Here is a 14002-nt window from a genome sequence, read left to right as displayed (position 1 = left end):
TGGCCCCCCCCCCCCCCGCGGCCCCGGGGTGGGTTGTGCATTTGTTTCTGGGGGGGGGGGCCCCCCCCCCCGCCCCGCCCCGGGGGGGGGGCCCCCGACGGGTCGGTGGTGAGGCGGAGCTGCCCGGCGGGCATGCCGCAGGCCCGCCCGAGCACGGAGCGCAGGGCGGCGTGCGCCACCACGTAACGGCTCCGGTCGAGCGGGCCTGCCAGGGCCCGCGCCCGCTCCCGCTCGGCGTCGGACAGGCAGCTCCACCAGCCCGGCCGTTCGGGCCGGTCCAGGTGCACCCGCCAGACCCGCACGGTCCCGGGCGGCTTCACACCCACGGCCGCAGCGCCTCCGCCACGATCCGGTGGGTGCGCGGCGCCTGCTCGAAGACGGCGAAGTGGCCCCCGTCGAACAGGTGCCGCGCGAAGTTCCCGCTGGTCTGCTCCCGCCACCCGTCCGCCTTCGCGAGCGTGACGCGCGGGTCGGACCTGCTGGGCAGCGCCGAGATCGGCAGGTCGAGCGGGGGCTCGTCCTGGTAGAGGTAGGTTTCCTTGACGGTGAAGTCGGCCCGTACGGCGGGCAGGATCATCTCCAGCGCCTCCGCGTCGGCCAGCAGCCACTCGGGCGTGCCGCCCAGCCTGCGCAGCAGCTCCACCACCTCGTCCCGGTTCATCTTCCGCACCATGGGCCCGTCCTCGTAGGTGACGTGCGGGGCGTCGGAGCCGGAGACGAACAGGTGCACGGGCTGGGGGCCGCCGCGCCGCCTGACCTCGCGGACCACCTCGAACGCGACGAGCGCGCCGAGGCTGTGGCCGTACATGGCGTACCTGCGGCCGGCCGCGGACGTCTCCACGTCCGCGAGCACGGCGTCGGCCAGGTCGGAGGCCAGCTGCGGCATGCGTTCGTACGGCGGCTCCCGGTGCCTGGACTCCCGGCCCGGCGGCTGCACCGGCTGCACGGCCACGCCGGGCAGCTTGCCCTGCCACATGCGGAACGCCGAGGCGGCGCCGCCCGCGTGCGGCAGGCAGTACAGCGGCAGCGCGCCGGGCTCCGCGCCCGTGAGGGCGCGGAACGGCAGCCACCGCGACAGCACGTCATCACTGACGGCGACGGTCATCGCTCGATCTCCAACCGGACGTACGGGGGCGGCGGCTGCACCTGGCTCAGGTCGGCCTCCAGCACCACCTGGGCACCCTCCCTGCTCACCTCGCGGAAACCGGCGAAGGCGTAGGTCACCTGCATCATCCGGTTGCGGCCGGTCTCCACGAAGTCGGCCCGCACCGCCGCCCCGGCCTGCGCGGCCTCGCGCAGGATGTGGTTGAGCATCACCATGCCGACACCGCGCGACATCACCCGGCACGACATGAGCATCATGCGCAGCCACCAGACGTCCTGCCGCTTCTCGACCAGGGCCAGCCCGATCTTGCCGTAGCTGCCGAACCTGTCGGTGAGCGAGGCGACCAGCAGCAGGTGGTCGGGGGACTCGCGCAGGGCGTCCAGCTCCTCGTAGGAGTAGGTGCGCCCGGTGGAGTTGAGCTGGTTGGTGCGGACGGTCAGCTCCTCGGCCCGCTGCAGGTCCTCGCGGCGGGCCGGGGCGATGGTGAAGGCCATCTCCAGGCCGGCGAGGAACTCCTCGTTGGTGCCGACGAAGGTGCCCTCCAGCTCGTCCCTGGCGAGCTGCCCCTGGTACATCTCGCGCCGCCGCGCCGACTCGTCGGTGACGAACCGGGGCCGGAACTCGGGCCTGGCCAGCGCCTCGTCCAGCTCCAGGACGTCGACGCAGATCACCTCGGGCAGCTCGTGCGTCACCTCGGCGCGCTCGAACTCCTGGTCGTCGACGAACGCGAAGGCGTCCACGCCGAGGTTGAGCGCCTTGGCGATGTTCTTGATGGAGTCGGACTTGGCGTTCCAGTTGATCTGCGGATACAGGAACAGGTCCGCGAGCCCGAGCTCGGTCAGCTTGGCGATCGCCGCCTCGTGGTCGTTCTTGCTCGCGATCGAGTGCAGGACGCCCTTGCGGTCGAGGTCGCGGATGCTCTCGACGACGGCCGGCCGTACGGTGACATCGCCGTCCTCCAGCAGCACCCCGTTCCACAGGGTGTTGTCCAGGTCCCACACGATGCACTTGACGCGGCCCCGCCGCGGTTTCTCCGGCGCCGGGGCGAGGCCGGAGTCCTGGCGCTCGGTGGTCACGCTCATCTCGTCATCTCCCGCTCTGCCTGGCCTGCGATGGTGATGCGCTGGATCTCGTTGCTGCCCTCGATGATCTCCATGACCTTGGCGTCCCGGTAGAACCGCCCCACGGGGTAGTCGGGGCTGCATCCGTTGGCGCCGTGGATCTGCACGGCCTCGGCGGCGTGCCGGACCGCGGCGGTGGAGGCGAAGTACTTCGCGATCCAGGTCGCCATGATCGTGCCCGACTCCCCCGCGTCCTTCAGCCGGCCGGCCTCGGTCAGCAGCAGCCGGGCCGCCCGGGTGTCGGTGACCATGTCGGAGAGCTTGGCCTGGATCAGCGGCAGCTCCGACAGCGGCCGGCCGCCGACCCGCCGCTGGGCGGCGTAGGAGACCGACGCCTCCAGGCACGCCTGGAGGATGCCGATCGAGCCGGCGGCCACGCTGTACCGGCCGAGGTCCAGGGTGCCGGTCAGCACCATGCCCGCCGTGAAGCCGCTCGGCCCGAGCAGCGCGTCCGGGCCGAGCTCGACGTCGCTGAAGGTGATCTCGGCCAGCATGGAGGCGCGGGTGCCCAGCATGTCGTCGATCGGCGTGACGTGCACGCCGGGCGCGTCCCTCGGCACGAGGAACGCGCCGATGCTGCCGCCGGTACGGGCGAACACCAGGAACAGGTCCGCCCGCTGCCCGCCCGTCGTCCACTTCTTGACCCCGTTGAGCATCCAGCCGTCGCCGACCTCGACGGCGGCCGTGGTGATCCCCGAGGTGTCGCTGCCGGCGCCCGGCTCGGACAGGCAGAACGCGCCGAGCACGGCCCCTGCGGCCAGCCCCGGGGCCCACCTCGCACGCTGCTCGGGGGTGCCCCACCGCTGCAGCGTCCAGGAGACCATGGTGTGCACGGTGAGCAGGCTGCGCAGCGAGGAGCAGCCGCGGCCGACCTCCTCGTGCACCTCGCCGAGCGTGACCAGGTCCATCCCGGCCCCGCCCGACTCCGGGGGCAGGAACGGCGCCCACAGACCCGCCGCGGCCACCTGCCGCAGCAAATCCTCGGGGACGCGGCCGCTCCTGTCGTAGTCGTCCGCGTACGGCACCACGTGGGTGTCGACGAACGCCCGCGCCGAGCGCCTGTCGACGACCTGTGCCGGAGCCGGTGCGGTGAGCGTCACGCGACGGCCAGGGTCGGCGAGAGCCGGACCACGAGCCCGGCCATGGAACTGGCGGTGCGGAAGTTGTCGATGCGCAGCTCCTCGTTCGGGATGGTGACGCCGAACGTCTTCTCCACGAACATCACCAGCTCCATCGCGAACAGCGAGTTGACGAAGCCCAGCGCGAAGATGTCCTGCGTCTCGTCGATCTCCGCCTGCGGGTACCTGCCGCGGACGAAGTCGAGGATCTGCTCGGTGGTGGTGTGCGACATGTTCTATGACTCCATTCAGTTCGTTGCGTAGGTGTAGAAGCCACGGCCGGACTTGCGGCCGTGCAGCCCGGCGTCGGTCATCTGCTTCAGCAGCGGGCACGGGCGGTACTTGCTGTCGGCGTAGTGCTCGTAGAGCACCTCCACGCTGTAGAGGATCGTGTCCACGCCGATCAGGTCGGCGGTCTCCAGCGGCCCCATCGGGTGGCCGAAGCAGCTCCTGAAGACCTCGTCGACCGACTCGGCGTCGGCCACGCCCTCGTGGACGAGGTACGCGGCCTCGTTGACGGTGAGCATCAGGACCCGGTTGGAGACGAAGCCGCAGGAGTCCTTGACGTCGATGGCCTTCTTCCCCATGGCCGTCAGCAGGTCCTTGGTGCGCTGGACCGTCTCGGCCGAGGTGTGGAAGCCGGGGATCAGCTCCACGGCCGGCTTGGCGGGCACCGGGTTCATGAAGTGCACGCCGATCACCTTGTCGGGCCGCCCGGTGACGGCCGCGACCTTGGTGATGGGGATGGCGGAGGTGTTGACCACGAACACGGTGTCGGGGCCGCACGAGAGGTCGAGCGTCTCGTACACCTCCCGCTTGACGCCCCAGTCCTCGGTCACGTTCTCGATGACGACGTCGCACTTGGCCGCGCCCGCCGCGCCCACCGCGGTGGTGATCCTGGCCAGCACCTCGTCCGGGTCCAGGGCGGGGCCGCCCATGAGGCGGCTCATCCTGGTGTTGCGGGCGATGATCCCCAGCGCCTCGCCCAGGATCTTCTCGTCCTTGTCGATCAGCACCACGTCGTGCCCGGTCTGGGCGAGGTTCTGCGCGACGCCGACGCCCATGACACCGGCGCCGATCACTCCGATCACGGTCATGTCCGCTCCGTTCCGCTCATGGTGGCTCTCCTTCATCGGTTTCTCATTGGTGCGGTTCCTGCGGCCGCCGCGCGCCTGCGGGAGGCCGAGGCCTCCAGGCCCGAACGGCGCAGCTGGGCGCGTACCTGGCTGCCGCCGTCGGGCTCCGTGACCGGCGCCGTCCCCGAGGTGAGGGCTTCGACGGTCTGGCTCAGCGCGGCCACGGTGGGCGCCTCGTAGAGGATGTGCGGCGGCAGCTCGTCCAGGTCGAAGGCGCGGCGCACCGAGGCGACGATGGCCACGCCGAGCAGCGAGTTCCCGCCGAGCTCGAAGAAGTTGTCCAGGGCGCCGATCCGGTCGAGCCGCAGCGACTCGCGCCAGATCGCGGCGATGGCCTCCTCGGTGGGGCCGGTGGGCTCCTGGTAGGAGGTGACCAGCTCCGGCCTGGGGTGCAGCTCGGTGGCCGCCCCGCCCACGGCCGGGGAGGTGACGGCCTCCAGGGTGAACCGGGCGCTGCCGCGTACCAGCGTGGGGTAGTCCTGGGTGGAGATCACGACGCGCGGCTCGCCGGTGGCCAGGGCCCGCAGCAGCGAGCGCCAGCCGCCGGCGAAGTCGATGCCGACCCGGGCCCGGTTCTGCTTGAAGAAGTCGCGCAGCGCCTCCTCGTACCCGGCCAGCCCGGCCTCCCAGGCGTTCCAGGTCCACTCGCCCCAGTCGACGGCCAGCACGCGGCGGCCGGTGGCGGCCAGCTTGCAGGCGTAGCCGTCCAGGAAGGCGTTGGCGGCGCAGTAGTCCACCTGGCCGGGGCCGCCGCCGGTGGCCGAGGTGATGGAGGAGAACAGGACGAGGAAGTCCAGCTCGATCTCGCCGGGACCGCCGATCCCGAGCGCCTCGGCGATCGCCAGCGTGCCGGCGACCTTGGGGGCCAGCACCTCGTCCAGCTCCTCGGGCCGCTTGAACTGCATCAGGCCCATGCCGGGCACGCCCGCCGCGTGCAGCACGCCGTGCAGCGCGCCGAAGCGGGTCAGGGCGGCGTCCACGGCGCGGCGGACGTCCTCGGCGCGCGCCACGTCACCAGTGACGATCTCGACCTCGGCGCCGAGGTCGATCAGGCCGGAGACCTGGGCGACGCGCCTCCTGGTGGTCTCGTCGGCCGCGTCCCCCGCCAGGATGCCCGCCCAGCGTTCCCGGGGCGGCAGGCCGTTCCTGGCCAGCAGCACCAGCTTGGCGCGGAAGTCGCGGGCCAGGTGCTCGGCCAGGCCGAGGGCGATGCCGCCGAGGCCGCCGGTGATCAGGTAGACGCCGCCGTCGCGGAGGGGTGCGGCCTGCGGGCCGGCCGGCATCTGCTCGTAGCCGGGCAGCCAGCGGCGGCCGCGGCGCAGGGCCACCGTGCGGTCGGTCTGCGGGCGGGCCAGCTCGGCGACGAGCGCGGCCAGGTCGGACGCGGACGGGTCGCCCGGCAGGTCGACCAGGCGGGTGGTCACGCCGGGGTACTCCAGCGGGATCACCAGGCAGGGGCCGGTCAAGGTGGCGCCCTCGGGGTGGGTGACCTCGGCCCCGATGACCTCCTGGGTGCCGGAGACGGCCACGTCGAGGGACCACTCGCCGATCCCCGACTCGCCCGCCGCCCTGGCGAGTGCGACGAGGGTGTGCAGGCCGTGGGCGGTGGTGTCGGTCCCCGGCTCCAGGGTCCACAGGTGGACGACGCGGTCCAGGGGGCGGCCGGCGGTGCGCAGGTCGCGGAGCAGGGCTCGCAGGTCGGCCGGGTTGCCGGGTCTGACCGTGTGGCCGTCGGGGGTGGCGGTGTAGGCGTCGCCGGGGCGTACCAGGGTGACGGGGGCGCCGGTGGCGCGCAGCAGGTCCGCGGCGGCGTCGGCGAGGCCGTCCCGGGTGAAGACCAGCCACGAGCCCGGCTGCGGGTCGGCGGGCGCGGGGGGCGCGCTCTGCCGCCACACGGGCAGGTGGAGCCAGCGGTCCTCGGGGAGTTTGGGCAGGCTCGTGATGGCGTCGAAGAGGTTGTCCGGCTCGGCCGCCAAGAGCTCGCCGGGGCGGCGGGCCGGGGGGTCGATCCAGTGGTGCTGCCGCTGGAAGGGATAGGTGGGCAGCGGGATCCGGCCGGGGAACGCGGCGGGATCGGCCCGCCACACCCCGCCGTCCCGCGGCTCGTCGTGGTGGGGCTTGCCGTGGTAGGCGTCCCAGTCGAGGGTGACGCCGCACAGCCAGAGCCGGGCCACGCAGTCGGCGAGCGTCAGGTCGCCGGGCCTGGGGTCGCTGGTGGCGGGCAGCGTGTGGGTGATCAGCGGCCAGCGCTCGGGCGGGCAGCCCGCGCCGCGTACCAGGGCGCCGAGCGACTGTCCCGGCCCGATCTCCGCCACGGCCAGCTGGGGGTCGGCCAGCAGCGTGTCGATGCCGTCCGCGAATCGGACGGTCCCGCACATGTGCCTGGCCCAGTAGCCGGGGTCGCACACCAGCTCCGCGCCGGCGATCTCGCCGGTCAGGTTCGAGATGTACGGCAGCGCGGGCGGGTTCAGCTCCACGTTGGCCTCGACCCACCGGGTCAGCTCGTCGCTCAGCGGCTCCAGCATCCGGGAGTGGAAGGCGTGGGTGGTCTCCAGCGGGCGGCACGGGATCTCGGCCGCCCGCAGCTCGCCGGCCAGCAGCGTGACGGCCTCGCTCGGCCCGGCGACCACGGTGACCTGCGGGCCGTTGACGGCGGCGAGGTCGAGACCGCGCTCGTCCAGGCGGAAGCGGCGGCGCAGCCGGTCGGCGGGCAGCGACACCGCGAGCATCGACCCGGCGGGCAGCCCGGCGATGAGCCTGGCCCGGTGCGTGACCAGGGCGAGCGCGTCCTTGAGTGACAGCACGCCCGCCAGGGTGGCGGCGACGTACTCGCCGAGGCTGTAGCCGAGCATGATCCGCGGCTGGATGCCCCAGGAGATCAGGGTGCGGGCGAGGGCGTACTCCACGGCGAACAGCGCGGGCTGCACCACTTCGGTGCGTTCGAGCGCGGCGGCCCGCCCGTCACCGTTACCGGCGTTGCCGTTGCCGTTGCCGGTGCGGGCGCGGCCCAGCAGGGCGGCCAGGTCCGTGCCGCCGCCGCGCTCGCCGGTGAGCAGGTCGCCCAGGTCCACGCCGCCGGCACCGTCCACACCGAGATCCGCGAGCAGGGCCAGGCATTCGTCCAGCGCGGCGCGGAAGGCCGGTTCGTGCCGGTGCAGCTCGCCGGCCAGGCCGGGGTACTGCTCGCCGACGCCGTGGAAGAGGAAGGCGACCTGGCGGCCCTGGACGGTGTCGACCCGCCCCAGCAGCCCCCCGCCGCCGCTCAGCGCCCGCGCCGCCGCCCCGTGCTCGGCGGCGACCAGGGCCCGCCGGTGCTCGAACGTCTTGCGCCCGACCTGCAGCGTGTACGCCACGTCGGCCAGCCGGGTGCCCGGCTCGGCGGCCAGGTGCCGGCCGAGCCGGTCGCACGCCTCGTCGGCGGCGGCGGAGTTGCGGGCGGAGACGGGCAGGACGTGGTGGCGGTGCGCGGCAGGCCCGGCCGGCTGCTTGGCGGGCGGCTGCTCGACCACCATGTGGACGTTGGTGCCGCCCATGCCGAGGGAGTTGATCCCGGCGATGCGGGGTCGGTCGTCCCGGGTGCGCCAGGGTGACAGCTCGGTGTTCACGTAGAACGGGCCGTTCTCGAAGTCGATCTCCGGGTTGGGGCTGGTGTAGTGGAGGCTGGGCGGGATCACGGCCTCGCGCAGCGCGAGCGAGGTCTTGATCAGGCCGCTGGCCCCCGCCGCCCGGTCCAGGTGTCCCACGTTGGTCTTGACCGAGCCGATGGGGCAGTACCCCGTGTCGTCGGTGGGGCCGAAGGCGCGGGTCAGGGCGGCCACCTCGATGGGGTCGCCCAGCTCGGTGGCGGTGCCGTGCGCCTCGATGTAGCTGATGTCGTCACCGGTGACGCCGGCGTCGGACATCGCGTCGGCGATCACCCTGGCCTGCCCGACGATGCTGGGGGCGGTGTAGCCGACCTTGAGCGCGCCGTCGTTGTTCATGGCCGAGCCGCGGATCACGGACCAGATGTGGTCGCCGTCGCGGACCGCGTCGGACAGCCGCTTGAGCAGGACGACGGCCGCGCCGTCGCCGAACATGCTGCCCCTGGCCTGGGCGTCGAAGGTGCGTACGTGCCCGTCGGGCGACTCCTGGCCGCCGGGGCCGAACAGGTGGCCCACCCGGTCGGGCACGCGGATGGAGACGCCGCCCGCCAGGGCCAGCTCGCACTCACCGGCGCGCAGGCTCTGCACCGCCAGGTGGGCGGCGACCAGGGACGTGGAGCAGAACGTCTGGACGGCGACGCTGGGGCCGTACAGGTCGAAGAGGTAGGAGACGGTCGTGGTCAGGGCGTCCTTGTCGTTGCCCATGATGACCTCGAAGTCGCTGAACTCCTGCTGCCCGCCGCCGAGCAGCTGACCGGTCAGCCGGAGCAGGTAGGTGCTGATGTTGGCGCCGCCGAACACGCCGACCCGGCCGCGGTGCTCCGGAGCGGCGTACCCGGCCTGCTCCAGCGCCTCCCAGCAGACCTCGAGGAAGGCCCGCTGCTGCGGGTCGGTGATCGCGGCCATGCGCGGGCTCATGCCGAAGAAGGCCGCGTCGAAGCCGCCGATGTCCTCCAGCACCGGGCGGGCGGGCACGTACGCCGGGTCCTTGACCTGCTCGGGGTCCACACCGGCGGCGATCAGCTCCTCCTCGGAGAAGAAGCTGATGGACTCGACGCCGTCGCGCAGGTTCCGCCAGAACGTCTCCACGTCGGGGGCGCCGGGGAAGCGCCCCGCCATGCCGACGATCGCGATGCGCCGGTCGTCCTCGCGCACCTCAGCGAGGCCGGAGGCCGGCTGACCCGTGACGGGGTCCGGCGGCGCGGACCGCCCGGTGACGCGGGCGGGTGCGGGCCGCTCGGCGGCGCGGGCGGGTGCGGGCCTGGGCGTGGAGCGTTCGTCGAGGACGGCGGCCAGCGTGTGCACGGTCGGCGCCTCGAACAGCACCACGGTCGGAACCGCGACGCCGAACCGCTGCTTCACCAGCGCCAGCATCTGGAGCGCCACCAGCGAGTTGCCGCCGAGATCGAAGAAGTTGTCGCGAGTGCCGACCGGCTCCACGCCGAGCACCTCCGACCACAGCGCGGCCAGGTCGCGCTCGGCCTGGTTGAGCGGCGGGGTGTAGGGCTGGGGAAGCTCGGGACGCGGAAACCGGTCGCCGGACGCGGGCGCCGTGACGGGCACCTTCCTGGGCAGCCGGTCGTCCAGGCCGCCCGCCGCCACCACCAGGGACGGACGGGGGTCGGCCAGCAGCCGGTCGAAGGCCGCCAGCGCCTCGTCGGCCGACATGGCGTGCGCGGCCATCGCGGCGCCCAGGCCGCCCTCGATCCGGTCGAGGGTGACCGACCAGGTGTCCCAGTTCGCGGCCACCCAGCCCGGGTGGCGGTGGGCGAGCGCGGTGAGCGCGGCGTTGGCCGCGGCGTAGGAGGCGAACGTGATGCCGCCGAGGAGGGCCGAGGTGGAGGAGAACAGGACGCAGAAGTCCGGCACGGCCTCGAGGTCGGCGAGCACCTGCTCCAGCACCAGGGCGCCGGTCACCTTGGCGGCGAAGTGCCTGGCGACGGCGGCCTCGTCGAGGTCGCGCAGCGGGAGGAAGGTGCCGGGGGAGGTCTCGGCGGCCGCATGGACCACGCCGCCGAGCGGGTGGCCGACGAGCGCTCCGGCCAGCACCGTACGCATGGCGGCGGCGTCGGTGACGTCCACCCGCGGGGTCAGCACCTCGGCCCCGAGCCCGCGCAACCGGCGCACGGCCTGGTGTCGGGGGTCGCCCTCGTCGTCGGGCACGCCGCCCCGGCTGGTCAGCACGAGCCGGTCGGCCCCGGCCCTGATCAGGTGCTCGGCCACGAGCAGCCCGACGTCCCCGAGCCCTCCGGTGACCAGGTAGGTGCGCCCCGGCCGCACGGCGACCGCAGCGCCGCCCTCCGGCCCGTCCCCGGCGAGATGCCCGGCTCCGGCCCCGTCGCCGGTGGCGGGTGCGGCGCGGTCGGCCGGCTCGGCCTCGGTGTAGGTGCGGACGAGGCGGGTGCCGGCGCGGTAGGCGACGAACGCGTCGTCGCCGCGGTGGCGGATCTCGGTGATCAGGGCCTCGGCCGCGGCCTCCGGGGTGGAGTCGGGGGCGAGGTCGACGGTGGTGCAGTCGAGGGTGAGGTACTCCTGGTTGGCGACCATGGGGAGGGTGGCGACGGCGGCCTGCCCGGGAGCGGGGGTCTCGCCGCCGGCCACGGCCTGGCCGCCCCGGGTGGCGAGCAGGACGCGGGTGCTGTCGCCGCCTTCCTCGCCCCAGGCGTGCAGCAGTCGGGCCACCGGGAGCAGGGTGTCACGCCCGTCCGCGGGTCCGGCGGAGCGCCCGTCCGAGCGCCCGGCGGCGGGTCCGCTGGCGGGCCCGCTGCCGGACCTGTCGTCAAGCCTGTCGTCAAGCCTGTCGTCCGGCCTGCCGTCGGCGCTGCCGTCGGGGCTGCCGTCGGCCGGTCGGTCGAGGAGGCGGAGGTCCACGACGACGGTGGCGTCGGTCAGGCGGCGGGCCAGGGCGTCGTGGTCGGCTGCCGACTCCGGGTCGATGGTGAGGCCCGCGGGCGTCTCCGTGAAGGAGTCGCCCGGCAGCACGGTCACGACCTCGGTGCCGGTGGCGCGCAGGGCGCGGGCCAGCGCCTCGGCGGTCTCGGCGCGGCCGGCCAGCAGCACGCAGCGCCCCACCGGCTCGGCGGCGTCGCCCGACGTCGGGGCGGGCGTCCAGCGGGGAGTCATGAGCCGTACGTGCGAGGGCCGGGACTCGGCGACCGCCGGGAGCGGCGCGGTGGCCGGGCCGTCCACCCAGTAGCGCTCGCGCTGGAACGGGTAGGTCGGCAGGCCCACCTTGGCCACCGGCCGGTCCTGCCGGTAGCCGGACCAGTCGATCGGCACGCCCGCCAGCCACAACCGCCCCGCCGCCTCCGCGAGCACGGCCGAGGCCGGGCGGGGGTCGTCGGCGCCGGGCAGCGTGGCCACGATCAGCGGCCAGCGCTCGGGCGGGCAGTCGCGGTGGCCGCGGGCCATCGCGCCCAGCGACTGCCCCGGCCCGATCTCCAGCAGCGCGGCGTCGCCGTCGTGGCCCAGCAGGGTACGCAGGACGCCGTCGAACTGGACGGCCGCGCACATGTGCTCCGCCCAGTAGGCCGGGTCGGTCACCTGCTCGGCGGTGGCCGGCTCCCCGGTGACGTTGGAGACGTACGGGATGCGGGGCGCCTGGAGCGAGACGTTCTCCGCGATCCACGCGGTGAGCCGGTCGCGGAGCGGCTCCATCATCCGGGAGTGGAAGGCGTGCGTGGTGGCCAGCGGGCGGCAGGGCACCGACTCGGCCGCCAGCAGCTCCTTCGCCGCCAGCATGCCCTCCGGCTCGCCGGACAGCACGGTCAGCTCGGGCCCGCTGACGGCGCCCACGTCCACCCCGGTGATCCCGGCCCGGCGCAGCCGGTCCTGGAGGTCGTGGGCGGCCAGCGGCACCGCGCTCATCCGGCCCTCGGGCAGCTCGCCGATCAGGCGGGCACGGTAGGTGACCAGGGCGAGGGCGTCCTTGAGGGACAGCACGCCGGCCAGGGTGGCGGCGACGTACTCGCCGAGGCTGTACCCGGCCAGCACGGTGGGCTCGATCCCCCACGACAGCACGAGCCTGGCCAGCGCGTACTCCACCGCGAACAGCGCGGGCTGCAGCACGGCGGTCGGCGTCGCCGCGTCGGGGGCGGCGGCGCGGCCGAGCAGCCGGTCGAGCCGGCCGGAGTCCGCCTGGCGCGGGCCCAGCAGCTCCGTGACCGGATCGGTGCCGCCCGTCAGGCGGCGCAGCTCGGCCCGGCAGTCGTCGAGCGCGGCGCGGAAGACCGGCTCCGACCGGTGCAGCTCGGCGGCCATGCCCGGGTACTGCTCGCCGGTACCGGCGATGAGGAAGGCGACGGGCCGGTCGGCGCGGCTCTCGGCGCGGCCCAGTACGGCGGCGTTCCGCATGCCCTCGGCCGCCTCGGCGGGGGTGGCGGCGACCAGCATCCTGCGGTGGCCGAACACCTGGCGGCCGGTCTGCAGGGTGTGGGCCACGTCGGCGAGCGGGTGCCCGCTGCCGTCGCCGGCCAGGTGGGCGGCGAGCCGGTCGGTCATCGCGTCGGCGGCCGCGGCCGTGCGCGCGGACCACACGAGCGGCTCGGGCCGGGCCGGCTCCTGCGTCCTGGGCACCAGCGGCGCCTCTTCCAGCACCACGTGGGCGTTGGTGCCGCCGATGCCGAACGCGCTCACTCCGGCGCGGCGCGTGCGCCCGGCCTCGCGCGGCCAGCTCCGCAGGGCGGTGACCACGCTGAGGTCGGCCTCGCCGCCGGCGAGCTGCGGGTTGGGCTCGGCGAGGTTGAGCGTGGGCGGGATCTCGTCGTGGCACAGGGAGAGCGCGGCCTTGATGAGGTTGGTCACGCCCGCCGCCCGGTCCAGGTGGCCCACGTTGGTCTTGACCGATCCGATCAGCAGCGACTGGCCGCGGAACACCTGCTGCAGCGCGGCCAGCTCGGCGGCGTCGCCGAGCGAGGTGCCGGTGCCGTGCGCCTCCACGTAGTCGATGTCGGCGGCCGTCAGGTCGGCGCTGGCCAGCGCCTCGGCCATGACGGCGGCCTGGCCCTGCACGCCGGGGGCGGTGAAGCCGACCTTGCGCCCGCCGTCGTTGTTGACCGCCCAGCCGCGGATGACCGCGTAGATCTGGTCGCCGTCGGCGAGCGCGTCCTCCAGCCGCCGCAGCGCGACCACGCCGACGCCGCTGCCGAGCGGGCTGCCGAGCCCTCCGGCGTCGAAGGCGCGGCACTCGCCGTCGGGGGGCGCGATGCCGCCGGGCTGGTACACGTAGCCCACGCGGTGGGGCACGTTGACCGCGACGCCCCCGGCCAGCGCCAGGTCGCATTCGAAGCCGGCCAGGCTGGAGGCCGCCGCGCACACCGCGACGAGCGAGGTCGAGCAGTAGCTCTGCACGCCGTAGCTGGGGCCCGACAGGCCCAGGGCGTGCGCGACGCGGGTGGTCAGGGAGTCCTTGTCGTTGGCGAGCCCGAGCGCCAGCTCGCCCATGACGGCCCCGATGCCGCTGGGCACGAGGTTGTTCTGCAGGTAGGAGCTGTGCGCGCAGCCGCCGAACACGCCGATCGAGCCGTCGAACCGCTTGGGGTCGCAACCCGCGTCCTCCAGCGCGGCCCAGCTGTGCTCCAGGAAGAGCCGGTGCTGCGGGTCGAGGATCTGGGCCTCCTTGGGGCTGAACCCGAAGAAGGCCGCGTCGAACAGCTCCACCCCGTCGATGACCGGGCCGGCCTTCACGTACGAGGGGTCGGCCAGCAGCTCGTCCGGCACTCCCGCGGCGCGGAGCTCGTCGTCGGTGAAACGGGTGATCCCGGATGCCCCGGCCCGGATGACCGACCAGAGCTCGGCGACGTCGGACGCCCCGGGGAAGCGGCCGGACATCCCGACGATCGCGATGTCGGTGCCCGGGCTTTCGATGTCGTCGTTCACGTCT

Annotated in this window: 6 protein-coding genes; all 6 read right to left on the bottom strand. The window is 74.2% G+C overall.

Annotation, left to right across the window (positions count from 1 at the left end; translation table 11 throughout):
* Window positions 1-316: 316 nt before the first annotated feature.
* Genes AB0J69_RS56950 through AB0J69_RS56925 form a run of 6 tightly spaced genes read right to left on the bottom strand, consistent with a single transcriptional unit; the run spans window position 317 to window position 13998 of the window.
* Window positions 317-1105 (bottom strand): thioesterase domain-containing protein, encoded by a 789-nt coding sequence (locus AB0J69_RS56950; RefSeq protein WP_364136797.1) that lies wholly within the window; start codon window positions 1103-1105, stop codon window positions 317-319.
* Window positions 1102-2187, bottom strand: a complete 1086-nt coding sequence (locus AB0J69_RS56945) for an HAD-IIIC family phosphatase (RefSeq protein ID WP_364136795.1) — start codon at window positions 2185-2187, stop codon at window positions 1102-1104. The genes AB0J69_RS56950 and AB0J69_RS56945 overlap by 4 nt, the downstream gene beginning before the upstream one ends.
* A complete protein-coding gene (locus tag AB0J69_RS56940; protein WP_364136793.1) occupies window positions 2184-3326 on the bottom strand; it encodes an acyl-CoA dehydrogenase family protein in 1143 nt (380 codons plus the stop codon). The genes AB0J69_RS56945 and AB0J69_RS56940 overlap by 4 nt, the downstream gene beginning before the upstream one ends.
* Complete coding sequence (locus AB0J69_RS56935) at window positions 3323-3577, bottom strand: acyl carrier protein (RefSeq protein ID WP_364136792.1); 255 nt, start codon at window positions 3575-3577, stop codon at window positions 3323-3325. Before AB0J69_RS56935 ends, AB0J69_RS56940 begins: the two co-directional genes overlap by 4 nt.
* A 15-nt stretch (window positions 3578-3592) precedes the next feature.
* Window positions 3593-4441 carry a 3-hydroxyacyl-CoA dehydrogenase NAD-binding domain-containing protein gene (locus tag AB0J69_RS56930; protein WP_364136790.1) on the bottom strand — a complete coding sequence of 283 codons (849 nt, stop codon included), beginning with the start codon at window positions 4439-4441 and terminating at the stop codon, window positions 3593-3595.
* Between the two features lie 32 nt (window positions 4442-4473).
* On the bottom strand, window positions 4474-13998 hold the full coding sequence (locus tag AB0J69_RS56925; protein WP_364136788.1) for an SDR family NAD(P)-dependent oxidoreductase: 9525 nt from the start codon (window positions 13996-13998) through the stop codon (window positions 4474-4476).
* Window positions 13999-14002 lie beyond the last annotated feature (4 nt).

The sequence above is a fragment of the Nonomuraea sp. NPDC049709 genome, from assembly GCF_040674815.1.
Taxonomy (GTDB): domain Bacteria; phylum Actinomycetota; class Actinomycetes; order Streptosporangiales; family Streptosporangiaceae; genus Nonomuraea.
Note: the sequence above shows the minus strand (reverse complement) of the source record. Positions and strands in the feature narration are given on the sequence as shown.